23 protein-coding genes are annotated in these 22,519 nt (G+C 71.4%); 12 read left to right on the forward strand and 11 right to left on the reverse strand.

The genetic code is table 11. From position 1 onward, the window contains the following. Positions 1-47 precede the first annotated feature (47 nt). Both IF78_RS0123700 and IF78_RS0123705 read right to left on the reverse strand, forming a co-directional pair. Positions 48-581, reverse strand: coding sequence for a tRNA adenosine deaminase-associated protein (locus IF78_RS0123700; protein WP_031484311.1), 534 nt, complete (start codon positions 579-581; stop codon positions 48-50). A gap of 314 nt (positions 582-895) precedes the next feature. Further along, complete coding sequence (locus tag IF78_RS0123705) at positions 896-1,090, reverse strand: hypothetical protein (protein ID WP_031484314.1); 195 nt, start codon at positions 1,088-1,090, stop codon at positions 896-898. A 138-nt stretch (positions 1,091-1,228) separates the two neighbouring features. On the opposite strand from IF78_RS0123705, the gene upp reads away from it, so the two are divergent. Then, positions 1,229-1,864, forward strand: a complete 636-nt coding sequence (upp, locus tag IF78_RS0123710) for a uracil phosphoribosyltransferase (RefSeq protein WP_031484316.1) — start codon at positions 1,229-1,231, stop codon at positions 1,862-1,864. A gap of 123 nt (positions 1,865-1,987) precedes the next feature. Here the strand turns inward: upp and IF78_RS0123715 are convergent, their stop codons facing one another. Together IF78_RS0123715 and IF78_RS0123720 are read right to left on the reverse strand one after the other, a co-directional pair. Further along, on the reverse strand, positions 1,988-2,605 hold the full coding sequence (locus IF78_RS0123715) for a LytR C-terminal domain-containing protein (protein ID WP_031484317.1): 618 nt from the start codon (positions 2,603-2,605) through the stop codon (positions 1,988-1,990). A gap of 180 nt (positions 2,606-2,785) precedes the next feature. Continuing rightward, entirely contained in the window at positions 2,786-3,082 is a 297-nt protein-coding gene (locus IF78_RS0123720) for a type II toxin-antitoxin system VapB family antitoxin (RefSeq protein ID WP_003999914.1), read from the reverse strand. A gap of 516 nt (positions 3,083-3,598) precedes the next feature. Here IF78_RS0123720 and IF78_RS0123725 point away from each other — a divergent pair. Continuing rightward, the gene (locus IF78_RS0123725) at positions 3,599-5,230 is read left to right on the forward strand and encodes a helicase HerA-like domain-containing protein (RefSeq protein WP_031484321.1); all 1,632 of its coding nucleotides are present in this window, start codon (positions 3,599-3,601) and stop codon (positions 5,228-5,230) included. Between the two features lie 120 nt (positions 5,231-5,350). Here IF78_RS0123725 and IF78_RS50465 read toward each other — a convergent pair whose 3' ends face one another. The 5 genes from IF78_RS50465 to IF78_RS0123750 all read right to left on the reverse strand — a co-directional run bounded on the left by IF78_RS50465 (position 5,351) and on the right by IF78_RS0123750 (position 8,459). After that, positions 5,351-5,476 (reverse strand): hypothetical protein, encoded by a 126-nt coding sequence (locus IF78_RS50465; RefSeq protein ID WP_267882967.1) that lies wholly within the window; start codon positions 5,474-5,476, stop codon positions 5,351-5,353. 54 nt (positions 5,477-5,530) lie between these two features. Continuing rightward, entirely contained in the window at positions 5,531-5,875 is a 345-nt protein-coding gene (locus IF78_RS0123735; protein ID WP_031484323.1) for a hypothetical protein, read from the reverse strand. Between the two features lie 86 nt (positions 5,876-5,961). After that, a complete protein-coding gene (locus IF78_RS0123740) occupies positions 5,962-6,633 on the reverse strand; it encodes an HdeD family acid-resistance protein (RefSeq protein WP_031484326.1) in 672 nt (223 codons plus the stop codon). A 444-nt stretch (positions 6,634-7,077) separates the two neighbouring features. After that, positions 7,078-7,662: an HhH-GPD-type base excision DNA repair protein gene (locus IF78_RS0123745; RefSeq protein ID WP_031484328.1), complete on the reverse strand. Its 585-nt coding sequence runs from the start codon at positions 7,660-7,662 to the stop codon at positions 7,078-7,080. A 77-nt stretch (positions 7,663-7,739) separates the two neighbouring features. Next, the gene (locus IF78_RS0123750; RefSeq protein ID WP_031484331.1) at positions 7,740-8,459 is read right to left on the reverse strand and encodes a siderophore-interacting protein; all 720 of its coding nucleotides are present in this window, start codon (positions 8,457-8,459) and stop codon (positions 7,740-7,742) included. Positions 8,460-8,537: 78 nt separating this feature from the next. On the opposite strand from IF78_RS0123750, the gene IF78_RS0123755 reads away from it, so the two are divergent. The 10 genes from IF78_RS0123755 (at position 8,538) to IF78_RS0123800 (ending at position 21,653) form a co-directional block, all read left to right on the forward strand. Further along, positions 8,538-10,712, forward strand: coding sequence for a penicillin acylase family protein (locus IF78_RS0123755; protein ID WP_031484333.1), 2,175 nt, complete (start codon positions 8,538-8,540; stop codon positions 10,710-10,712). Further along, a complete protein-coding gene (locus IF78_RS0123760; RefSeq protein WP_031484335.1) occupies positions 10,705-11,328 on the forward strand; it encodes a GNAT family N-acetyltransferase in 624 nt (207 codons plus the stop codon). The genes IF78_RS0123755 and IF78_RS0123760 overlap by 8 nt, the downstream gene beginning before the upstream one ends. Then, positions 11,325-11,798, forward strand: coding sequence for a cupin domain-containing protein (locus IF78_RS0123765; RefSeq protein WP_031484336.1), 474 nt, complete (start codon positions 11,325-11,327; stop codon positions 11,796-11,798). The genes IF78_RS0123760 and IF78_RS0123765 overlap by 4 nt, the downstream gene beginning before the upstream one ends. Then, the gene (locus tag IF78_RS0123770) at positions 11,795-12,562 is read left to right on the forward strand and encodes an SDR family NAD(P)-dependent oxidoreductase (RefSeq protein ID WP_107050001.1); all 768 of its coding nucleotides are present in this window, start codon (positions 11,795-11,797) and stop codon (positions 12,560-12,562) included. Before IF78_RS0123765 ends, IF78_RS0123770 begins: the two co-directional genes overlap by 4 nt. A gap of 434 nt (positions 12,563-12,996) precedes the next feature. Next, positions 12,997-14,760, forward strand: a complete 1,764-nt coding sequence (locus IF78_RS0123775) for a copper resistance CopC/CopD family protein (RefSeq protein WP_031484340.1) — start codon at positions 12,997-12,999, stop codon at positions 14,758-14,760. Between the two features lie 290 nt (positions 14,761-15,050). Then, positions 15,051-16,364, forward strand: a complete 1,314-nt coding sequence (locus IF78_RS0123780) for an ABC transporter substrate-binding protein (RefSeq protein ID WP_031484342.1) — start codon at positions 15,051-15,053, stop codon at positions 16,362-16,364. A 19-nt stretch (positions 16,365-16,383) separates the two neighbouring features. Next, a complete protein-coding gene (locus tag IF78_RS0123785) occupies positions 16,384-17,361 on the forward strand; it encodes a carbohydrate ABC transporter permease (RefSeq protein WP_031484344.1) in 978 nt (325 codons plus the stop codon). A gap of 62 nt (positions 17,362-17,423) precedes the next feature. Continuing rightward, complete coding sequence (locus IF78_RS0123790) at positions 17,424-18,293, forward strand: carbohydrate ABC transporter permease (RefSeq protein WP_031484345.1); 870 nt, start codon at positions 17,424-17,426, stop codon at positions 18,291-18,293. A gap of 28 nt (positions 18,294-18,321) precedes the next feature. Beyond that, positions 18,322-19,650, forward strand: coding sequence for a glycoside hydrolase family 36 protein (locus IF78_RS0123795; protein ID WP_031484347.1), 1,329 nt, complete (start codon positions 18,322-18,324; stop codon positions 19,648-19,650). Further along, entirely contained in the window at positions 19,647-21,653 is a 2,007-nt protein-coding gene (locus IF78_RS0123800) for a beta-galactosidase (protein ID WP_031484349.1), read from the forward strand. Before IF78_RS0123795 ends, IF78_RS0123800 begins: the two co-directional genes overlap by 4 nt. Before the next feature lie 24 nt (positions 21,654-21,677). Here the strand turns inward: IF78_RS0123800 and IF78_RS0123805 are convergent, their stop codons facing one another. Both IF78_RS0123805 and IF78_RS0123810 read right to left on the reverse strand, forming a co-directional pair. Then, on the reverse strand, positions 21,678-22,280 hold the full coding sequence (locus IF78_RS0123805; protein ID WP_031484350.1) for a hypothetical protein: 603 nt from the start codon (positions 22,278-22,280) through the stop codon (positions 21,678-21,680). Positions 22,281-22,293: 13 nt separating this feature from the next. Continuing rightward, on the reverse strand, positions 22,294-22,512 hold the full coding sequence (locus IF78_RS0123810) for a hypothetical protein (protein ID WP_234439873.1): 219 nt from the start codon (positions 22,510-22,512) through the stop codon (positions 22,294-22,296). Positions 22,513-22,519: the final 7 nt, after the last annotated feature.

The raw sequence follows: 22,519 nt of genomic DNA on the forward strand, positions 1-22,519 counted from the left end.
CGCGGGTGCCGAGGGCACCTCTGGCGTCGACCCCTGGTCGTACGAGGTCAGCGGACGGTCTCCAGCACCTCCGAGGCGCCCAGCGCCTCGGCGATCGCGTTGAGCGCGTCGTCGGCGTCCAGGGCCTTCAGCTCCTTCTCGCTGACGCCGAGGTCGTCGAGGATCTCGCTGTCGCCGACGGGGCTGTGCGGGACCGCCTCGGCGGCGCCGCCGTCCTCGTCGTCGTCCGAGTCGCCGTCCGGCTCCTCGGTGCCGTCGAGATCCAGGGAGTCCAGGTCGGCGTCGTCGTCGCCGGGCTCCCTGCCGAGCAGTTCGTCGGTGAGCAGGATCTCGCCGTAACTGCTGCGGGCAGCGGCGGCGGCGTCCGAGACGTAGATACGAGGGTCCTCCTCGCCGTCGATCCGGACGACGCCGAACCAGGCGTCCTCCTGCTCGATGAGCACGAGCACCGTGTCGTCCTCGGGCGAGGCTTCACGGGCCAGGTCGGCCAGATCCGACAGGGTCTCCACATTGTCGAGGAGCTCTGTGTCGCTCGCTTCCCACCCGTCTTCGGTGCGCGCGAGCAGTGCGGCGAAGTACACCGTGACTCTCCCACTGGTCATAGGCGTGCCGGTTGGGGGTCCCCCCGGCGGAGGTTGCGGGCGGGGAGGCTTGGGTCCGAGCCCCACCCACTCGGAATCGTGGCAGAAACAAGGCGTTAAGGGGACGTCTTCGGTTCCCTGTGTCCGGCAGTTTTGATCGCGTGGGCCCGAGGGGTGCCGCGAGCACGTCCGTAAAGGACTCACCAGCACACTCGTTGCCGCCACGTGCGGATCGTACGCGGCTTTCCAGGTGTCCACGCGCGCCCACGGCTGCAACGCCCCCGAGAGCCGCGGATCTTCCCCTGCGGCTCGCCCTACCAGCGGAACGTTCGCATGCGCATCGCGTGCCGCAGGCGGGCCGTCTTGGCGCGGCGCGGCTGGACGCGGTCCCGCAGTTCGCGGGCCTCGGCGAGTTCCCGCAGGAACTGGGCCCGGCGCCGGCGGCGCGCGGCGTCGCTCTCCGCCTGCGTGTCCTGCGTGGGGCCCGCTGGGGACTCAGGTTCAGGCATAGGCTCACCACCCCCGGTACGTCCCTCCCACTTTCCCTCCGATGGGCGGTTTGATGCCAGCGCACGAGGGATGTCTTGGCCCAAGGCTTGCCGCGCGTGAGGACGCTGGGCCCACCGGGCCCGGTTACTGTTGTGGACATGCGTCTCCACGTCGTCGACCACCCCCTGGTCGCCCACAAGCTCACCACCCTGCGCGACCAGCGCACCGACTCCGCGACCTTCCGCCGGCTCGCCGACGAACTGGTCACCCTGCTCGCCTACGAGGCCACGCGGGACGTGCGCACCGAGGCGGTCGACATCACGACCCCGGTCACCGGCACCACCGGCGTCAAGCTCTCCCACCCGCGCCCCCTGGTCGTGCCGATCCTGCGGGCCGGGCTCGGCATGCTGGACGGCATGGTCCGGCTGCTGCCGACCGCCGAGGTGGGCTTCCTCGGCATGATCCGCAACGAGGAGACGCTCGAGGCCTCCACGTACGCCACGCGCATGCCGGAGGACCTCTCCGGGCGCCAGGTGTACGTCCTGGACCCGATGCTCGCGACGGGCGGCACGCTGGTGGCGGCGATCCAGGAGCTGATCAAGCGGGGCGCCGACGATGTCACGGCCGTGGTGCTGCTCGCCGCGCCCGAGGGCGTCGAGCTGATGGAGCGGGAACTGGCGGGGACGCCGGTGACGGTGGTGACGGCCGCGGTGGACGACCACCTGAATGAGCACGGGTACATCGTTCCCGGGCTGGGGGACGCGGGGGATCGTCTTTACGGTGCGGCCGAGTAGGGCGGGTCTGAACGCCGTTTCGGTGTAGGGGTGCGGTTGTGTGGCGGCCGCGGATCCGTTGTGGCCGGGTCGCGCCCGCGCGGCGGAGCCGCATATCGACTCAGCCCCCCTGTAGGGCGTTGCTCAGCAGCTCTGCTGTGAAGCGGACGGCGTCGGCTCGGGGCTGGCCAGCGCCGCCAGCGCCTTGTCGGCGTCCGTCTTCTTCGTCAGCGCCTTGAAGGCGTCGCCGATGATCAGGTCGACGGTCTTGCCCTTGCGGGCGGCGTCGGTGCGCCGTTCGGCGGACGTGAGCTGGGTGGCCAGGACGGGCAGCGAGGTGCTCTCCGACGATGCCGGGCCGAGCAGCAGCCCCGCGCCCTTGACCTTCTTGTCGAACTCCTTGGACGCGTTGCCCACGTCGCCGATCTTGAAACCGCGCTTCTTCAGCTCGTCCGCCGTCTGCTTGGCGAGCCCGCTGCGGGTGGTGGCGTTGAAGACGTTGACGGTGATCCCGCCCGGCTCGGGCAGGGGCGCCGTCGCGTCGGCCGAGGGCGTCACCGTGGTGTCGCAGTCGGCCTTCGGACCGGCTGCTGAAGCCTTTCTGCCGTTGCCGGTGAAGACATCGATGAGCTGCAGCGTCCCCCAGCCGAGCATGCCGAGTACGGCGACCGAGGCGACGGCGAGGACCACGAGCCTGCCGCGCCGCCGGGGACGGCGCATCCGCGGGTACTTGTTCCCCCTGATCCGGTACTGGCCGCCCATGCCCGGGGGAGTCAGCATGCTCATGGGCGCAGCGTAGTGCGCCCGGGCGGCGATGCCTACCGGATGATCATTCGATACGGCTCAGTCCAACCCGAAAGGGGCAACAAGTCGACGCGCGGGGGCGTCGACCCGGCGTCGACCCGGTGCTATCCGGGCGTCGTCCGGGATCGAGCCGGTTCGTCAGTCCAGTTCCAGGACTCTCGCGTGCAGCACCTGACGCTGCTGGAGCGCCGCGCGTACGGCGCGGTGCAGGCCGTCCTCCAGATACAGGTCGCCCTGCCACTTCACGACGTGCGCGAAGAGGTCGCCGTAGAACGTCGAGTCCTCGGCGAGCAGGGTTTCCAGATCGAGCTGGCCCTTGGTCGTCACGAGCTGATCGAGGCGGACCGGGCGCGGCGCGACGTCCGCCCACTGCCGGGTGCTTTCCCGGCCGTGGTCGGGGTACGGCCGGCCGTTTCCGATGCGCTTGAAGATCACACGGAAAGCCTACCGGTCAAGACGTTCCGGGCGCAGCCATGGCGACGGAGTGCGACGCTGGAAAAGCCGGGGCAAAGCCGGACGAAGCGGCGAGGTGTGAGGGAACCGTGGCCGGATCGGAAGCCGGAACGGGCCTGAACGGAAGCCGGGTGGCGGCCGGCGGCCGAATGGATCGCGCGTGGGGCTGGATGGCGGATCGCTGGTCCGAGAGGTGGTCCGAGCGGTCGTCGGAGTGGCGGTTGGTCGGCGGTTGGTGGTCGGCCGACCGGGTGGTGGGCTCGGTTGGTGGTTGGCGGTCCGGGTGGTGGTCGGTGAGTGGTCGGCCGTCCGGGTGGTGGTCGGTGAGTGGTCGGCCGTCCGGGTGGTGGTCGGTTGGTCTTTGGCCATCCGGGTGGTGGTCGCAGCGGCGGCCGGTCGGTGGTGAGGTCGGTTTCGGTGACGCGTGGCAGGTTCGGCGGGCGGTAGCAGGGCGGACATACGGAGACACTTCGGAGCGGACACGGGCGGAGGCCTGACATGAGTGATCGAGAGCGTGCGCCCAAGGCCGGTTCCGGGACCGTGCCGCCGGCCGTCGCCCCGGAGGTGCGCGGCGGCGCTCCCGCCCTGCCGCAAGAGGCGCTGGAGATCGCCGCCGGGTACGCCTTCTCCGGTCCCGCCCTCGACCTCGGAGCCCTGCTCTGGGACGGGCGTTGCCTGCCCGACGCGCAGGTGCGTGTCCCGCTGAGCGTGCTGAACCGGCACGGACTGGTCGCGGGCGCCACCGGCACCGGCAAGACCAAGACGCTCCAGCTGATCGCCGAGCAGCTGTCGGCGCAGGGCGTGCCCGTGTTCCTGGCGGACATCAAGGGCGACCTCTCCGGGATCTCGGCGCCGGGGCAGCCCAACGACAAGGTGCGGTCCCGTACCGCCGAGGTCCACCAGCAGTGGGCCGGGACCGGCTTCCCCGCCGAGTTCCACGCGCTCGGCGGCATCGGTCACGGCATCCCCGTACGCGCGACGATCACCAGCTTCGGCCCCGTGCTGCTGTCGAAGGTCCTCCAGCTCAACCAGACCCAGGAGCAGTCCCTCGGCCTGATCTTCCACTACGCCGACACGAAGGGCCTGGAGTTGGTCGACCTCAAGGACCTCAGGGCCGTCGTCGCCTTCCTCACCTCCGACGAGGGCAAGGCGGAACTGAAGAACATCGGCGGGCTGTCCACCGCCACGGCCGGGGTGATCCTGCGGTCCCTCACCGCGTTCGAGGCGCAGGGCATGGCGGACTTCTTCGGGGAGCCGGAGTTCGACACAGCCGAGTTCCTGCGGACGGCGCCGGACGGGCGGGGCGTGGTGTCCGTACTCGAACTGGCCGCCGTACAGGACCGGCCGCGGCTGTTCTCGACCTTCCTGATGTGGCTGCTCGCCGACCTCTTCCACGATCTGCCCGAGGTCGGGGACGCCGACAAGCCGAAGCTGGTCTTCTTCTTCGACGAGGCGCATCTGCTGTTCGACGACGCGTCCAAGGCGTTCCTGGACGCGATCAGCCAGACCGTGCGCCTCATTCGCTCGAAAGGGGTCGGCGTCTTCTTCGTGACGCAGACCCCGAGGGACGTACCCGCAGAGGTGCTGGGCCAGCTCGGCAACCGCGTCCAGCACGCCCTGCGCGCGTTCACCCCGGACGATCAGAAGGCGCTCAGGGCGACGGTGAGGACCTTCCCCAACTCGGCGTACGACCTTGAGGAACTCCTCACCGGCCTCGGCACCGGCGAGGCGGTGGTGACCGTGCTGAGCGAGAAGGGCGCGCCGACGCCGGTCGCCGCGACCCGGTTGCGGGCGCCGGAGTCGCTGATGGGGCCGATCGAAGCGGGTGCGCTGGAGCGGGCGGTGACGTCGTCCGGGCTGTACGGGCGGTATGCACAGGCTGTGGACAGGGAGTCGGCGTACGAGCGGCTGCGGGGGTCGGGTGGGGCGAAGGGGCCCGACGAGATGCGCGAGGCTGCGACCGCCGGGGAGCGCAGGGCTGGGGAGAGGGCCGAGCAGAAGGAGCAGACCTCGGTCGTCGAGCAGGTCGTCGGGAGCGGCATGTTCAAGTCCCTGGCTCGGTCGATCGGCACGCAGATCGGGCGCGAGATCACCCGGTCGATCTTCGGGACGGCGCGGCGGAGGCGGTAGGGCTTGGGGGTGGTGTTCGTTTGGGTGGGCGGTCTTGGGGGCGGTGCCCTGGCGGCCGGGCTTCGGTGGCGCGGCGGAGGGGCGGCTCCGGGGGGAGTCCGGTCCTCCGCCGCGCCTGTGTCAGCCGCGTTCCCGGGTCTTCGGGGGCTGCTGAGGCTTCTGCTGCTTCGCTTGCGGTTTCGGGGTGTTGCGTACGGCTTCGGCGCGCAGCAGGGCGCGCAGGACCGCGTAGTGATCCGTGGGCATGACTGTGCTCCTGTGCTCCTCGTGTCGTACTGACTGACCTCGTCGCGGGGCCTGTCAGCAGCGCAGGACCACGGTGCGCAGGATGTGCGGGACGTACGGCGGACGCGGGGGCGCAGCGGCGGAGAGGCGTGCCGGGACGCCGGGCGCCGGCACCGGCACCGGCATCGGCGTCGGCGTGGGCGCGGGACCACGTCGTCGTGCGGTGCTGCGCCGGTCGGCGCGGGCCGGTGGCCGTAGGGCCGTGTCGAGGACGTCGTGCTCCGCGGCCTCACCGGAGACTCCGAGCACCGCGGGCACGGCGTGCGCCTGGGCGTGTGCGCCCGGCACCAGCAGGGCGAGCAGCAGCACGAGGGCCCGCAGCCAGGTGCGGCTGCGCGGGAGGTTGCGCGCGGTGCTCATGGGAGCTCATCTCCCCGGTGGCCGTACGGCGTTCATCGCGTCGGACACGAGATCCGCCCGCTCGGCGTACCGGTGCGCGGCGCGTATCACAGCTCGTGCGGGACCTGGCGGGCCCGCTCCCGCATCCGGAACCCGGTGACGATCTCGACGACGCCGACCGCCACCAGCCACCACCCGCCGAGCAGCGTGAGCACGGTGACCGACTCGATCGGGGAGTCGATGAGCACGATGCCGCCGAGGATCGTGACGACGCCGAGGACGATCTGCCAGCCGCGGGCCGGCACGGACCTGTCGGAGGCGGCGGCCAGGGTCTGGGTGATGCCGCGGATGAGCCAGCCGATGCCGATCCACAGGGCGAGCAGCAGGATCGACTGCATCGGGCGGCGGAAGCAGAACAGTCCGAGGAGGACCGACAGGGCGCCGCTGATGAATGCCAGCACCCGCAGCGAGGTCGTCTTGTGCGTGCCGAAGGCGGCGATCAGTTGGAGAACGCCGCTGATCAGGAGGTAGAGGCCGAAGAGGACACCGGAGACGAAGAGCGAGGCGTCGGGCCAGACCAGGATCAGGATGCCCAGGATCAGGGAGGCGACGCCGGTGAACAGGACGACCTGCCAGGCGGCGCGGGAGACGGCGTGCAGGGGGCCTTCGAAGGGCGGCTCGGGCTCGTGGGTCGTTCCCGGACCGGGTGGGCGGCCGGCGTGCACTCGGCGGTCGTCGTAGTCCCGGCCCCCGGCAGGGCCGGTCGGTGGCTCGGTCATGCTCCATGCTGGGAACGAGGGCGCCCGCGCCGCCATTCGGGGCGGGCCAGTCGGGGGGTGCGCGTTGATGCCTGCGGCGCCTGTGCGGGTGTGGTGGGGGTTCGCGTAGCGCCTGCGGTCGTGTTGTGGGTCGGGGCCGGGCCGGGGGGTGTCCGTCCTCGGACCGGCGGCTGGACTTAGGCCGGGAGGTGCCGCGTGTTGACGCCGGCCACTGCGGGCGGACACCCCCCGACCCGTCCCCTTCCCGCCGTACGCGACTGCAGGCCCGTGGGGGTACACGTCCTTCCACGCCCGCCCAGCTGCGGGCAGTCGTGCCGCTGGGGCGGCACGGGTGGGCGCAGCGGCACCCCGTCGCGCCGGGCTGCGCGTCCCACCCCCGGCCGGACCCGACGCCGGGCAACCCCCAAGGCGACGGCACCCAGTGGCGGCGCCGGTTGCTTCCTGCTACTTGCGTGCCGCCTTGGCTGCCGCCTTCATCTCCTGCTTGTGGGCCCGCACCTTGGCCAGCGACTCCGGTCCGGTGATGTCGGCGACGGAGCGGAAGGACTTCGGTTCGCCGTAGGAGCCCGCGGCCTCCTGCCAGCCCGGGGGTGTCACGCCCAGCTGCTTGCCCAGCAGCGCGAGGAAGATCTGTGCCTTCTGCTTGCCGAACCCGGGCAGTTCCTGGAGCCGGCGCAGCAGTTCGCGGCCGTCGTCGACGCCCTTCCAGACGAGCTCGGCGTCACCGTCGTAGTGCTCGACGAGGTACTGGCACAGCTGCTGGATCCGCTTGGCCATGGACCCCGGGTAGCGGTGCACGGCCGGCTTCTCCGACAGCAGGGCCGAGAACGCCTCCGGGTCCTGGGCGGCGATGTCGTGCGCGTCCAGGTCGTCCGCGCCGAGCCGGTCCGCGATCGTACGGGGACCCTTGAACGCCCACTCCATCGGAACCTGCTGGTCCAGCAGCATGCCGACCAGCGCGGCGAGCGGGCTGCGGCCGAGGAGTTCGTCCGCCTCGGCGTCCTGGGCGAGGTGAAGGGTGACGTCCATGACCCCGATCATGCCGCGTGCGCCGTCCGGACGCGCGCGGGGGGCAGGGGCGCGCAAGGGGTTCGCGCCCCTGCCGGTCAGGGGCGCCAGTAACCCAGCGCGTTCACCCGCTGCTTCGGCAGGCCCAGCTCCTTGCGGACGTACGAGATGAGGGCCCGGGTCGTCGTCGTGTCGCAGGCGATCCAGACGTACGGGTCCGGGGTGCCCGTGAGGAGGTCGGGCAGGGCTTCCTTCACCTGGGCGACCAGGTGGGCGCCGGCGTCGCGCCTCGGGAGGGTGTGGACGTCGTGGCGGGAGGGGTCGGTGCGGAAGGGGAGGCCGGCTTGGTCGCCCTCGAACCACACCGTCGCCGGGGCCGAGTCCAGGGTGGTGAGCAGGGAGTTGAGGGCGGGGAGGGAGGCCGCGTCGGCGATGGCGAAGACGTGGGAGGGGGCCGGGTCGGGGTCGGTGAACCCCGTGCCGTGGACGGTCGCCTCGATCGTGTCGCCGGGCTTGACCGTGCGTGCCCAGTCGCTGGCGACACCCTCGTGCAGGGCGAACTCCAGGCCGAAGGTGCCGGCCGCCGGGTCCGAGTCGACCAGGGTGTAGGCCCGCTGGTGGGGCTTGCCCGCGTTGTCGAACCACAGGCGGACCCACATGGTGGGGTGGACGCCGGTCGCCGCCAGCATGCCGCCGTCCGTGAGGTGGACCCGGCGGTAGTGCGGGGTCACGTCCTCGGCGCCCGTCACCGTGAACACGAAGTCCTTCGCGCGCAGCAGCTTCAGGACCGCGCCCTCCCAGCCGTGCCCCTGCCCCATGGCTTCTTCACCCTTCGCGTACGATTCCTGCCCGGATTACTTAGGGAAGGCTAACCTAAAGCATTGGAGGGACACAGGGTGACGGGTGAGATCTACCGCGACGCCTGGGGCATTCCGCATCTCCGCGCGGACGACGTGACCGAACTCGCCCGCGCCCAGGGCCGGGTCACCGCCCTCGACCGGGCCTGGCAGCTGGAGGTCGAACGGCACCGGGCGCAGGGCACGTCCGCGTCCTTCCTCGGCGCCGAGGCCCTGCCCTGGGACCGGTTCGTCAGACGGGCCCGCCTCGATGACACCGCGAGACGCTGCTTCGCCGACCTGGAGAGACGGGACCCGGAGACGGCGGGGTGGGTGCGGGCGTACGTCGAGGGGGTAAACGAGGCGCTGGCCGAGGGTGCCCGCCGTACGCCGGAGTTCGCGCGGGTCGGTCTCGCGCCCGGCCGCTGGGAGCCCTGGACCCCTCTCGGTGTCTGGCTCGGCATCCACATCCTCTTCGCCGGCTTCCCGGCCAAGTTCTGGCGCGAGCAGGTCGTCCGGCACCTCGGCGCGGACGCGGTCGGGCTGTTCGCCACCGACGGGCCCGGCACCTCCGGCAGCAACGGCTGGCTGGTGAGCGGGGAGCGGACCGTCAGCGGGCAGGCGATCATCGCGGGGGATCCCCATCGGTTCATCGAGGAGCCCGGCGTCTACCAGCAGATCCATCTGTCCTGCCCCGAGTTCGACGTCGTCGGCCTCGCCGTCCCCGGCGTCCCGGGCATCGCCCACTTCGGCCACACCGGCACGGTCGCCTGGGCCATCACCAACGCCATGGCCGACTACCAGGACCTGTACCGGGAGCGGCTGCGGCGCACCGGGGCGGGCGTGGAGGCCCTGGGTCCGGACGGGGTCTGGCGGCGCGCCACGCGGCACACCGAGGTGGTGGAGGTCGCGGGGGAGGAGCCGGTCGAGGTCGAGGTGATCGAGACGGAGCGGGGGCCGGTGATCATCGGGGGGCCGGAGGGGGTTCCCGACGCGCTGCAGGAAGGGCAGCGGGCAGGGGTGCGCGAAGGGCTGCCTGAGGAGGGTCGCGAAGAGCTGCAGGAAGGTTTCTTTGGTGAAGACCTCGCCGTCGCCCTCCGCTACCCACCCCGCGTCACCGCCGACCTCGGCTTCAGCGCTCTCCTCCCCCTCCTGCGCGCCCGCCGGGTCGCCGACGTCGACCGTGCCGTCGACCTGTGGGCCGAGCCCGTCAACGTCGTCCAGGCCGCCGACACCGAGGGCGGTCTGCTGCACCGGGTCGCCGGCAAGGTGCCGGTGCGCTCCGCGGCCAACCGCACCCGGCTCGTGCCCGCCTGGGAGCCCGGACACGACTGGCAGGGCTGGCACGAGACGCCCCGTGGCGGGCTCACCGACGGCGTCGCCGCCATGGCCAACCAGCGGGGGCTCGCCACACCTCTGGGCGTCGAGTTCGCCCCGCCCCATCGCGCCGACCGCATCACGGAGCTGCTGGGTGAGAAGGCCCGCTGGTCCGCCGCCGACATGCCGGCGATCCACATGGACACCCGGCTGGCGTCCGCCGAACCGCTCCTGGACCTCCTGGGCTCCCTCGACAGCCTCACCCCCGAGGCCGCCCGCATCCGGCAGACCCTCCTGGCCTGGGACCGCCGCATGGACGCGGGCAGCGAGGCCGCGGCCGTGTACGCGGCGGTGCGCGGTGCCGTCGTACGGCGACTCGCCGCCCACCCCGCCTTCGCCGCGCTGTCCGCCCCGCCCGCCTACCCGGAGGTCCTCCTCCCCTGGCTGGCCCTGCTCCCCCGCGTCGGCTTCGCCCTCGAACACCTCCTGCGGGCCGAGGAGTTGTACGGCGTCGACCGCGCCGAGACCGTCCGCGCGGCGGTCGAGGACGTGGCCGCCGAGCGGCCCACCGGAACCGGGAGGAACGGGGGCCGAACCTGGGGCGACTCGCACCGCCTCGTCCCTTGGCGGGCGCTCCCCGACCCGTCGTACGACGCACCCGGCCTCGGCGGCGACCACGACTGCGTCCTGTGCACCTCGGCCGTCCCCGGCCTCACCGACCTGAGCGCTCGCGGTCCGGCCGCCCGCTACGTCTGGGATCTGGCCGACCGGGAGGCCAGCCGTTGGGTGGTCCCGCTCGGCGCCTGCGGAATCCCCGGTTCCCCCCATCACCGCGACCAACTCCCCTTGTGGCTGGCGGGAGACCTCGTCCCGGTCGTCACGGATTTCACCAAGCTCGAGAAGGAGTCAGATGTCTGAGCAGCCCTCGGCCGTCCGCGCCGCCGTCCGCGAGACGGTTTACGAACAGGTCGTCGACGGCTTCGGAACCGTCCGTGTCCGGCCCCTCGACCCGCGGGCGGACGCCGAGGTCGTCCACGGGTGGGTCAGCCAGGAACGGGCCTCCTTCTGGGGCATGAACGGCCTGACCCGGGAGCAGGTGACCGAGATCTACGCCCACATGGACACCCTCGCCACCCACCACGCCTTCCTGGTCCTGCGGGACTCCGACCCGGTCGCGCTCCTCCAGACGTACGAGCCGGAGGCCGACCGCGTCAGCGAGTGCTACGACGTCCGCCCCGGCGACATCGGCGTCCATCTGCTGCTGGCGCCCGCCGGTGCCGGGGGCGGGCGGCCGGGTTGGACCTCGGCGCTCCTGACGGTCATCACGTCGTACGTCTTCTTCACCCTGGACCGGCAGCGGGTCGTGGTGGACCCGGATGTACGCAACGAGAAGGCCATCGCCCGTTTCCTCAAGCAGGGCTTCACGGCGGGCCCGGCGGTCGTGCTGCCGGAGGTCGACCTCCCGGAGGTGTACATACCGCGCAAGGACGCCCAACTCGCCTTCCTGGAGCGGCAGGTAGCCTTCCCGGCGTGACTCCTGAAGACCTTGTCGCGCACTACTCACTGGAGCCGATCCCGCGCGAGGGCGGGCTGTTCCGGCGCACCTGGGCGGGACCGGAGCTGGCCGACGGGCGGCCACAGGGCACCGCGATAGTCGTTCTGCTCACCGCGGACGACTTCTCGGCCCTGCACCGCCTGCCGTCCGACGAGGTCTGGCACTTCTATCTGGGCGACCCCCTGGAACTCCTGCTCCTCGCCCCCGACGGCACATCACGCACCGCCGTCCTCGGCCCCGACCTGCCGCACGGCCAGCACATCCAGCTCACCGTGCCCGCCGGTACCTGGATGGGCGCGCGGGTGGCGACCGGCGGGTCCTGGGCCTTCTTCGGCTGCACGATGGCGCCGGGTTTCACCTACGAGGGCTACGAGCACGGCGAGTTGGCGGAGCTGACGGCCCGGTATCCCGCCGAGGCCGCCCGGATCGCGACACTGTGCCGTCCATGAGCGGACTGCTGGCAGGACAGGTCGCGCTGGTCACGGGTGCGGGCGGGGGCATCGGGCGGGGGATCGCCGCGCGGTTCGCGGAGGAGGGGGCCGCGGTCGTGCTTCATTGCCGTACGCGGGTGGAGTCGGCCGGTGAAGTGGCGTCCCGTATCCGGGAGTCGGGTGGGCGGGCCGTGGTGATGCGGGCCGATCTGACGGATGAGGGGGAGTGCCGGCGGGTGGTGGCCGAGGCCGCCGAGTGGGGTGGCGGGCGGCTGACGGCGCTGGTGAACAACGCGGGGGTACAGCCGACGCGGGAACTGGCGGGCATGACCGTGGCGCAGTGGCGGGCGGTCGTGGACACCAACCTGTCGAGCGTCTTCGCGTGCACGCAGGCCGCGGCCGAGATCATGCGGGGGCAGAGCGGGGGTGGTTCGGTGACCCACATCGCGTCCATCGAGGCGAGCCGGCCGGCTCCGCTGCACGCGCACTACTCCGCGTCCAAGGCGGCGGTGGTGATGCACGCCCGCTCGGCCGCGTTGGAGTATGGCCCTTTCGGCATCCGCGTGAACTCCGTCTCGCCCGGGCTGATCCACCGGGAAGGGCTGGAGGAGGCGTGGCCGGAGGGGGTGCGGCGGTGGGAAGGGGCGGCGCCGCTTGGGAGGTTGGGGCGGCCGGAGGACGTGGGGGACGCGTGTGTGTTCCTGGCGTCGGGGCTGGCGTCCTGGGTCACTGGGCATGAGCTGGTGGTGGATGGTGGGGTGTCGGCGGGGTCGGGGTGGTGAGCGGGTTTTTCGCCCCCGCCGCCCCTACCCTCCCCCAGAGGGGGCCCCACCGTCCCCTGGGGGCTGCCGCCCCCAGACCCCCGCTTCGGCCCTGAAGGGGCCTCGTCCTCAAACGCCGCACGTGCTAAGTCAGCCCCTCCGGCGTTTGAGGAGCGGGGGTCCAGGGGGCAGAGCTCCCTGGGAGCGGGGTCGAAGGGGCGGCAGCCCCTTCAGGACGGGACGGGTAGGGGCGGCGGGGGCGAGAAAACTCGTCGGCCCACCCCGCTGAGCGTGCCGCGCCCCGCGTCCGTATGTATCCGCGAGGCCTCGAGTCCGACGACGGAGATGTGACAGACGTGGGGTGCGATGACCGACCACAGCCGCGGCACCGAATCCGCCCGCAGCCAAGCTGCCGTCGGACCCAGCACGGCGGCCGGCGGCGACTTCAGCGGCTGGTGCTGCTGGGCCCCCTGCTGGTCCTGTTCCTCCTCGGCGGCACGGGATCCGCGTCGGCCCACGCCGCCCTCCGCTCCACCGACCCCGAGGACGGAAGCCTCCTGAAGTCGGCCCCCCGCCACCTCACCCTGAGCTTCACGGAGTCCGTCGGCCTGCTCGAGGACTCCTTCCGCGTCCTGGACCCGGACGGCCGCCGCCTGCGCACCGGCGAGCCGCAGCACGCCGCGAACGGTGCCGACACCGCCCGGGTCACGCTGCCCGCGAAGCTGGCGCAGGGGACGTACACCGTCGCCTGGCGGGTGGTGTCGGCCGACAGCCACCCCGTGTCCGGCGCGTTCACCTTCTCCGTCGGCAAACGGTCCCTCACCATGGCCACGGTCGACACCGGCCCCACCGAGGACCCGGCGACCAAGAGCCTCTACAACATCGCCCGCTACCTGGCCTACCTCGCCGCGGCCCTGCTCATCGGCACGGCGACGTTCACGGCGGTCTGCCGCCCGCCGGACGCGCCCGTGCTCGCCCGGCTGCTGAAGACCGGCTGGTGGACCCTCCTCGCCGCCACCCTGGCCCTGCTGGTGCTGCGCGGCCCGTACGAGGCGGGTGAGGCCCCGCTGGGGGCGCTGAGCGCCGACTCCCTCACCCGCACCCTGACCAGCCGCCCGGGCATCGTCCTGGTGGCCCGCCTCGCCCTCCTGCTGGTGGCCGCCGGCTATCTCCTACGGCTGTCCAGGCGCCGCCGGCCCTACGGCTGGTACGGCGCCGTCCTCGCCGCGGGCCTCGCCGTGACCTGGGCCGCCGGCGAGCACGCCTCGGCGGGCATCCAGGTGCCGGTGGCGATGACGTCCGCCGCGCTGCACCTGCTCGCCACCGCGGTCTGGCTGGGCGGCCTCACGGCCCTGCTCGTCACCCTGTACCGGGCGCGTCTGACCCCGGCCTCCGTCGCCCGCTTCTCGGGCCTCGCGTTCGCTTCCGTGACGGTCCTGGTCGTCACCGGCGTCTACCAGTCCTGGCGCGGCCTCGGCTCCTGGGACGCGCTCACCGGCACGGCGTACGGCAGGCTCCTGATGCTCAAGCTGGCCGCGGTGGCCCTGCTCCTCGGGGCGGCGGCCGTGTCCCGCCGCTGGACGGCCCGCCTGGCGACGACGGTGGACGCGGAGGCGGTCGTACGGGAGAAGGTCTCCGAGCCGGTTCCGGTGCCGGAGCCGGTCGGCGGTCCGCCGTTGCCGGAGTCGCCCGACTCGCCCGACGGGCTCGAGCCCTCCGCGCAGGCGGGTTCCGGTTCCGCCCACCGCCGTGCCCTGCGCCGCTCCGTCCTCGCCGAGGTCGCGGTCGGTGCCGTCGTGCTGGCGGTCACCACGATCCTCACCAGCACCCTGCCCGGCCGGGCGCAGGCCGAGGCGGCGGCACAGGCGCCCGCCGTGGTCGGCGCGTCGGTCACCACCGTCCCGTTCGACGTGGGCACCCCCGGCGGCCGGGGCAAGGTCCAGATCACCCTCGACCCGGGCCGGGTCGGCGACAACTCCATCGAGGCCCTCGTCTACGGCCCGGACGGAGGCGTCTCGATCGTCCCCGAGCTGCGCGTCTCCTTCACCCTCCCCGCCAAGGACATCGGCCCCCTCGACGCCGAACTCACCGACAAGGGCGGCTACTGGGGCAACAGCTTCCTCAACCTGCCCATCGCCGGGAAGTGGGAGATGAAGGTGACCGTCCGGACGTCGGAGGTCGACCAGGTGAGCGAGACCAGCACGGTGGTCGTGCGCTGACCCTCACCGCGGCGGCGAGGCCGACCCTCCGTGCCCGCGGACTCGGCCTCGTCGGCACGCGTACCTTCCCTGTCCGACCCTGACGGGCCACGGAAGAAGATGTACGAGGGTTCAAGATCGGTTCGAGATATCGGTCACGTTTCCGAAACGGCGATCGACATCTCTTGACGCATGACCTGACATACGGCTGTTATTGCGCCATCGTGTTCGGTCAAGTTGATTTCTGATCGGTTAAGACGGACTTCGACGAGCCAACCCTCATGATCGAACCCTGCCCTCAGGAGCCGTAGATGTTCGACCTCACCCCCTCCGGTCTCTCCATCCCCTCGCCCAGCCGCCGCACCCTGCTGCGCGGCATAGGCGGCGCCGCCGTACTCGGCGCGGGCATCCCGCTCCTCAGCGCGTGCGGCGGCAGCGGGACCGCGAGCGACCCGAAGACCGTCACCCTCGGCTCCAAGGCGTCCGACGCCGTGCCGAAGAAGGCGTTCGCGGACATCTACGCGGCCTACAAGAAGAAGTCCGGCATCACGGTCGACGTGAACACCAAGGACTCCAACACCTTCCAGGAGCAGATCAACTCCTACCTCCAGGGCACGCCGGACGACGTGTTCACCTGGTTCGCCGGCTACCGGATGCAGTTCTTCGCGGCCAAGGGACTGGCCACGCCGATCGACGACGTGTGGAAGACCATCGGGGGCAACTTCCCCGAGGCGATGCACAAGCTCAGCAAGGGCGAGGACGGCAAGTACTACTTCGTGCCGCTCTACACGTACCCCTGGGCGATCTTCTACCGGAAGAGCGTCTTCCAGGAGAAGGGCTACGAAGTCCCCACCACGTGGGACGACTTCGTCGCCCTGTGCAAGCAGATGCAGAAGGACGGCATCGTCCCGATCGCCTTCGGTGACAAGGACGCCTGGCCCGCGCTCGGCACCTTCGACCAGATCAACTTCCGCCAGAACGGCTACGACTTCCACGTCGAGCTGATGGCGGGCAAGGCCTCCTGGACCGACGCCAAGGTGCGCAAGGTCTTCGACCTGTGGACCGAGATCCTCCCGTACCACCAGGAGGGCGCCACCGGCCGCACCTGGCAGGACGCGGCCCAGACGCTGGCCTCCAAGAAGGCCGGCATGTACCTCCTCGGCACCTTCGTGGCCCAGCAGTTCACCGACAAGGCCGCCCTCGAGGACCTCGACTTCTTCGCCTTCCCGGAGATCGACCCGGCGTACGGCCAGGACACCGTCGAGGCGCCGACCGACGGCTTCATGATGAGCAAGAGCCCGAAGAACAAGACCGAGGCCGTCAATCTCCTGGAGTTCCTCGGCACCACCGAGGCCGAGGACATCTACCTCAAGTCCGACCCGAGCGTCGTCCACGCCGCCACCGGCGCCGACACCTCGTCGTACAGCGCCCTGCAGAAGAAGGCGTACGACATGATCGCCGGCGCCAAGTCCCTGACCCAGTTCATGGACCGCGACAGCCGGCCGGACTTCACCTCCACGGTGATGCAGCCCGCACTGCAGAAGTTCATCCGCGACCCCAAGGGCGTCGACAGCCTGCTGTCCTCGATCGAGCGCCAGAAGAAGACGATCTTCGCGTCCGGCTGAGCCACGGCGACTGATCCCCATGACTACGGAAACCACCAAGGAGACCCGAGAGGCGGCCACTGTGCCGCCTTCGGGCGCTGCCCCCGCCAAGAAGGTGCCCCAGGGGCACCGCCGTCTGCTGACCCGCCGTGACCGGCTCACCCTCGGTCTGATGGCGGGTCTGCCGACCGTCCTGCACATCGCCCTCGTCTGGGTGACCGCCCTCGCGTCCGTCGCGCTGGCCTTCACCACCTGGGACGGCATCGGCTTCGACTCGATCAAGTGGGTCGGGCTCGAGAACTTCAAGGAACTGTTCACCAACAACCCGCAGTTCTGGCCGGCCGTCGAGCACAACGTCGTCTGGTTCGTCGTCCTGATCGTGATCCCGACCCCGCTCGGCCTGTTCCTGGCCGTGCAGTTGGACAAGAAGATCCGGTTCAGCCGCGTCTACCAGACCGCGTTCTTCCTGCCGGTCGTCATGTCGATGGCGGTCATCGGCTTCGTCTGGCAGCTGATCTACAACCCCGACACCGGCCTGATCAACAGCCTCATCGGGGCCAACGAGCCCGGCAAGTACATCGACTGGATCGGCGACCCGGACCTCAACCTCTGGGCGGTCCTCGTCGCCGCCTCCTGGCGCCACACCGGCTACATGATGATCCTGTACCTGGCCGGCCTGAAGGGCGTCGACCCCTCGCTGCGGGAGGCCTCCGCGCTCGACGGCGCGAACGAGTGGCAGACGTTCAAGAACGTCATCTTCCCGACCCTGCGCCCCACCAACACCGTCGTCCTGGTCGTCACCATCATCGAGGCCCTGCGCGCCTTCGACCTGGTCTTCGTCTTCAACAAGGGCGCCGAGGGCACCGAGCTGCTCTCGATCCTGGTCACCAACAACATCATCGGCGAGTCCAGCCGCATCGGATACGGCTCCGCCATCGCGGTCGTCCTGCTGCTGATCTCCCTCGTCGTGATCATCCCCTACCTGGTGGCCACCTTCCGGAAGGAGCGGCGCGCATGAGCTCCCACCCGTCGCCCACCGCCACCCTGAACGAGGCGCTTCGCGCCGCCCCTCCGAATGTCATGACCAAGCCCCGCACGCCCATCCGCCCCGCCCGGATCCTGCTGCACCTCTTCCTCGCGGGCGCGGCGCTGGCCTGGCTCGCGCCGCTGCTGTGGGCGCTGTACTCGGCGATGCGGCCGTACGCGGAGACGAGCGAGAAGGGATACGTGTCCTGGCCGGACACGTTGAACTTCGACAACTTCACGAACGCGTTCACGCAGTCGGACATGAGCCACTACTTCGTCAACACGATGATCATCGCTGTCCCGGCGGTGCTGTTGACGCTGTTCCTGTCCTCGATGGTCGCGTTCTACGTCAGCCGCTTCGACTTCCGCGTCAACCTCGCGCTGCTGCTGGTCTTCACGGCGGGCAACCTGCTCCCGCAGCAGGTCATCATCACCCCGCTGTACCGGCTGTACCTGCTGATCGACCTGCCCGGCATCACGATGAGCGGCAAGCTCTACGACTCCGCTCTCGGCCTGGTCCTCATCCACATCGCGTTCCAGTCCGGCTTCTGCGCCTTCGTGCTCAGCAACTACATGCGCACGCTGCCGCACGAGCTGACCGAGGCCGCGCTGGTGGACGGCGCCTCGGTGTGGCGGCAGTACTGGCAGATCGTGCTGCCGCTGTGCCGTCCGGCGATGGCGGCCCTGGCGACGCTGCTGTCCATCTGGATCTACAACGACTTCTTCTGGGCCCTCGTGCTGATCTCGACCGGCGAGAACATGCCGATCACCTCGGCGCTGAACAACCTCTCCGGCGCGTACTTCACGGACCCGAACCTGGTCGCCGCCGGTGCGTTGCTGACCGCGATCCCGACGCTGATCGTCTACTTCGTGCTGCAGCGGCAGTTCGTGAGCGGACTGACGCTCGGTGCCAACAAGGGCTGACCAGCCCCCTTTCGAAAGAGAAAGACCCGTGCACCACCCCTTCACCCCCGTCGCCGCCGTGCCCGTGGACGTGCGCACAGCCCGCGTCCACGAGGAGGGCTGGCAGTCCTGGAGCCCCAGCGGCGCCTACGCCCTCGGCGACAAGCCGTACCGCCCGACCAACGACAACTGGGCCACGGTCTGTTACCGGCCCGGCGTGACGGTCCCCGAGGGCGCCTTCCAGGGCGAGGGCCTGCTGGCGCTCGACCCCGGCGACGGCTCACCGGTCCGTCTGTGGGCGGCGGCCGACCCCACCCGTGAGGTGCCGTCGATCCGGCTGGTCGTGACGGACGACGCCGTCGCCGAGGTCAGCGCCGACGGCCCGGTGAAGGAGTGGACGGGCGCCACCGTCCAGTCGGTGCTGGGCGACTGGGCCGACAGCCTCCAGCTGTCCGCTCCCCGCCCGGCCCCGACGGTCTGGTGCTCCTGGTACGAGTACTTCACCGCCGTCACCGAGGACGACATCCACGAGAACCTCCGTGCGATGGACACCCTCGACCTGCCCATCGACGTCGTCCAGATCGACGACGGCTACCAGAAGGCCCTCGGCGACTGGCTCACCCTCTCCGGCCGCTTCCGCTCCCGCGCCGGGATCGCGGACGCCATCCGCGCGCGGGGCCGCCGCGCGGGCATCTGGACGGCCCCGTTCCTGGTCGACCCGGCGAGCGACCTGGCCGCCGAGCACCCCGAGTGGCTGGTGCGCACCGCCGACGGCGACTTCACGCACGCCGGCCGCAACTGGGGCCACGACCTGCGCGTCCTGGACACCACGCACCCCGAGGCGGCGGCGTATCTGACGGAGGTCTTCCGGACGCTGCGCGCCGAGGGCTACGACTACTTCAAGGTGGACTTCCTCTACGCGGGCGCGCTGGACGGCGTACGGCACGACGGAGACGATGAAGGCGCAGCCGCACTGACGGCGTACCGCTCCGGGATCCGGCTGATCCGCGAGGCGATCGGCGAGGACGCCTACCTGCTGGGCTGCGGGGCGCCCCTGCTGGCCTCCGTCGGCCTCTTCGACGCGATGCGGGTCAGCCCCGACACGGCCCCGCACCGCCGTCCCGAGGCCGACGACTACAGCCAACCCGGCCAGGACCCGGCCGAGTTCACCGGTGCCGGCCGCCAGTGGCAGCACGGCCGCCTCTGGATCAACGACCCCGACTGCCTGATGGCCCGCCCGGCGGTGGAGACCCGGGAGCGGTGGGCGGCGCACGTCGAGGCGACGGGCGGCCTGATGGCGTCCAGCGACCGGCTGCTGTCGCTGGACGAGTGGGGCGTGCAGACCACGCGCCGGCTGCTGTCGGGAGGCGCCCGATGAAGCGCGAGCTCGCACTGGAGGGCATCGCCTACGGCGGTGACTACAACCCCGAGCAGTGGCCCGAGGAGGTGTGGGCCGAGGACGTACGCCTCATGCGCGAGGCGGGCGTGAACATGGTCAGCGTCAACATCTTCTCGTGGGCGCTGCTGGAGCCGCGCGAAGGCGAGTACGACTTCTCCCGCCTCGACCGGATCCTCGCCCTGCTCCACGAGAACGGCATCGCCGCCGACCTGGCCACCCCGACGGCGGCACCCCCGGCCTGGTTCTTCAGGGCCCACCCCGAGGCGCTGCCGGTGGACCGGGACGGCCGCAGGCTGTCGTACGGCAGCCGCCAGACGTTCTGCCCGTCGAGCCCCGCCTACCGCGAGGCGGCCCTGCGCATCGCGGGCGAGCTCGCCCGGCGCTACGCCGACCACCCGGCGGTGGTGATGTGGCACGTGCACAACGAGTACGGCTGCCACAACGCCGAGTGCCACTGCGACGAGAGCGCGGCGGCCTTCAGGCGCTGGCTGCGGGAGAAGTACGACGACGACCTGGCCGCCCTCAACGACGCCTGGGGCACCACCTTCTGGAGCCAGTGGTACTACGACTGGGACGAGATCATCCCGCCTCGCCCCACCGGCGCCGTACCGAACCCCACCCACCAGCTGGACTGGCGCCGCTTCTGCAGCGACGCCCTGCTGTCCCTGTGCGAGGCGGAGCGCGAGGTGCTGCTGGCGGCGGCCCCCGGGACGCCCGCCACCACCAACTTCATGGTGATGTACAACTTCGACGCGCTGGACTACTGGCGCTGGGCCCCGAAGCTGGACATCGTCTCCAACGACCACTACCTCCAGTCGGCCGACCCCGAGTCCGAGATCGACATCGCGCTCAGCGGCGACCTGGTCCGCTCGCTGGCGGGCGGTCCTTGGCTGCTGATGGAGCACTCGACGGGCGCGGTGAACTGGCAGCCGGTGAACCGGGCCAAGGGCCCGGGCGAGCTCCGGCGCAACGCGCTGGCCCATGTCGCCCGCGGCGCGGACGGCATCGCCTACTTCCAGTGGCGGGCCGCGAAGGCGGGCGCCGAGCAGTGGCACTCGGCGATGCTGCCGCACGCGGGCACGGACAGCCAGATCTGGCGGGACGTCGTCCGGCTCGGCGCGGACCTGAGGGCGTTGGCCGAGGTGCGGGGCAGCGTCGGTACGGCCGAGGTGGCCGTCGTTTGGGACTGGAACGCCCGCTGGGCCATGGAGCTCCCGTCCCAGCCGAGCGCCGAACTGCGCTTCCTGGACCTGGTCCGCGCCTGGTACGAGCCGCTGTGGCGCGCGGGCGTCGCGGTGGACTTCGTACGCCCGGGCGCGGACCTGTCGGCGTACCGCCTGGTCCTGGCCCCGAGCCTGTACCTGGTGGACGACGAGGGCGCGGCGAACCTCACCGCCTTCGCGGAGCGGGGCGGCACGCTGGCCGTCGGCTTCCACAGCGGGGCGGTGGACGAGAACTGCCATGTCCGGCTGGGCGGTTACCCGGGCGCGTTCCGGGAGGCGCTGGGGGTACGGACCGACGAGCTGTTCCCGCTGCTGCCCGGCGAGACGGTCGGCCTCAGCGGTGGCGGTACGGGGACGCTGTGGTCGGAGCGGGTACGCCTGGCCGGCGCCGAGTCGATCGCGTCGTACACCACCGGCCCGCTGGCGGGGGTGCCCGCGGTGACGCGCAACCCGCTCGGGGAGGGCGCCACTTGGTACGTCGCAACGCATCCGGATGCGGCGAGCCTCGCAGGGCTGCTGGACCGCATCCGCACCGAGGCGGGCGTCGAGCCGGTGCGCAGCACCCCACAGGGCGTCGAGGCGGCCCTGCGGCGGGGCCCGGACGCCGACTACCTCTTCCTGATCAACCACACCGACCGGCCCGCGCATGTCGCGGTCGCGGCGGACGCCACGGAACTGCTGACGGGCAAGTCACTGCCGGGGTCGGTCAGCGTGCCGGCGGGGGAGACGGCGGTGGTGCGGGAGCCGCGCGGGGAGTGAGGAACCGGATGCCGCGGCCGCCGTTCAGTGGCTGAACGGCGGCGGGAAGCACCCGGTCTCGAGGTACGGGCCGTCGGCCCGTACCTCGAAGTTCGACTTCTGTACGAACGCCATGACGCAGGCATCCGGATGGACCCGCAGGCCGATCAACGCGCCCTCGGGCGTGACGTAGGCGCCGTCGCGGAAGCGCCGGTCCATCGCACGGACGGTGAGCTTCCCACCGAGGCGCCTGCCGTCCCGGGTGAAGCGTTCCTCCTCGTACCCGAGGCGGAGCAGCGCCGCGCGCACCGTCGTGGGGTCCCACGTGCGCTGCTCCCAGAGCCGCTCGATCACCGGTCTGATGCGCTCGGCCTCCCGCTCGGCGTCCTTCGCGTGCGCGGGGGACATCTCGCGGGTCTGCTTGTAGGCGTTGTTCTCGTTGTAGTGCGGAGCACCGTCACCGGCACCCGGCTCCACATACGGGGAGGCTCCCGGCGCGGCACTCGCCGAGGCGCTGGGCGTGCTCCCGGTCCCGCCCGTCGGATCCGGTGCCGGCACCCGGCCGCAGGCGGCGAGTGCCAGGCCGGCGGCCAGGACGAGACCGGCGCGGGCAACGTGCGTGCGACGGACGGACGTTGAGGCGGTCATGGGCAGGAGTCTGTCACCCGGCCGCCTCGGTCGGCTCGTCCTTCGACGTGTCGGGGTAGACCAGCCGCACGCCACCACCGATCACCGCGAAACAGCTCAACACGAGGGCGAGGCGCGCAACCCGCGCAGCGCCTTCCCACTCGGCCGGAGGCCCGAGAGCCAACCAGGAAGCGAGACCCATCGCCGCGGCCACCACCGCCAGGCCGGTCAGCCGACGCACCCAGAGTTCCATTCCTCAC

The sequence above is a fragment of the Streptomyces bicolor genome (assembly GCF_000719285.1).
Classification (GTDB): domain Bacteria; phylum Actinomycetota; class Actinomycetes; order Streptomycetales; family Streptomycetaceae; genus Streptomyces; species Streptomyces bicolor.

What these genes read in the sequence shown, in the direction of transcription:
- IF78_RS0123810 (WP_234439873.1), bottom strand. Translation starts at nt 22,512, where the DNA reads ATGGAACTCTGGGTGCGTCGGCTGACCGGCCTGGCGGTGGTGGCCGCG.
- IF78_RS0123735 (WP_031484323.1), bottom strand. Translation starts at nt 5,875, where the DNA reads ATGAGCACCGCGCGCAACCTCCCGCGCAGCCGCACCTGGCTGCGGGCC.
- IF78_RS0123770 (WP_107050001.1), top strand. Translation starts at nt 11,795, where the DNA reads ATGAGCGGACTGCTGGCAGGACAGGTCGCGCTGGTCACGGGTGCGGGC.
- IF78_RS0123745 (WP_031484328.1), bottom strand. Translation starts at nt 7,662, where the DNA reads ATGGACGTCACCCTTCACCTCGCCCAGGACGCCGAGGCGGACGAACTC.
- IF78_RS0123715 (WP_031484317.1), bottom strand. Translation starts at nt 2,605, where the DNA reads ATGGGCGGCCAGTACCGGATCAGGGGGAACAAGTACCCGCGGATGCGC.
- IF78_RS0123725 (WP_031484321.1), top strand. Translation starts at nt 3,599, where the DNA reads ATGAGTGATCGAGAGCGTGCGCCCAAGGCCGGTTCCGGGACCGTGCCG.
- IF78_RS0123785 (WP_031484344.1), top strand. Translation starts at nt 16,384, where the DNA reads ATGACTACGGAAACCACCAAGGAGACCCGAGAGGCGGCCACTGTGCCG.
- upp (WP_031484316.1), top strand. Translation starts at nt 1,229, where the DNA reads ATGCGTCTCCACGTCGTCGACCACCCCCTGGTCGCCCACAAGCTCACC.
- IF78_RS50465 (WP_267882967.1), bottom strand. Translation starts at nt 5,476, where the DNA reads ATGCCCACGGATCACTACGCGGTCCTGCGCGCCCTGCTGCGCGCCGAA.
- IF78_RS0123705 (WP_031484314.1), bottom strand. Translation starts at nt 1,090, where the DNA reads ATGCCTGAACCTGAGTCCCCAGCGGGCCCCACGCAGGACACGCAGGCG.
- IF78_RS0123790 (WP_031484345.1), top strand. Translation starts at nt 17,424, where the DNA reads ATGACCAAGCCCCGCACGCCCATCCGCCCCGCCCGGATCCTGCTGCAC.
- IF78_RS0123800 (WP_031484349.1), top strand. Translation starts at nt 19,647, where the DNA reads ATGAAGCGCGAGCTCGCACTGGAGGGCATCGCCTACGGCGGTGACTAC.
- IF78_RS0123780 (WP_031484342.1), top strand. Translation starts at nt 15,051, where the DNA reads ATGTTCGACCTCACCCCCTCCGGTCTCTCCATCCCCTCGCCCAGCCGC.
- IF78_RS0123805 (WP_031484350.1), bottom strand. Translation starts at nt 22,280, where the DNA reads ATGACCGCCTCAACGTCCGTCCGTCGCACGCACGTTGCCCGCGCCGGT.
- IF78_RS0123750 (WP_031484331.1), bottom strand. Translation starts at nt 8,459, where the DNA reads ATGGGGCAGGGGCACGGCTGGGAGGGCGCGGTCCTGAAGCTGCTGCGC.
- IF78_RS0123740 (WP_031484326.1), bottom strand. Translation starts at nt 6,633, where the DNA reads ATGACCGAGCCACCGACCGGCCCTGCCGGGGGCCGGGACTACGACGAC.
- IF78_RS0123760 (WP_031484335.1), top strand. Translation starts at nt 10,705, where the DNA reads ATGTCTGAGCAGCCCTCGGCCGTCCGCGCCGCCGTCCGCGAGACGGTT.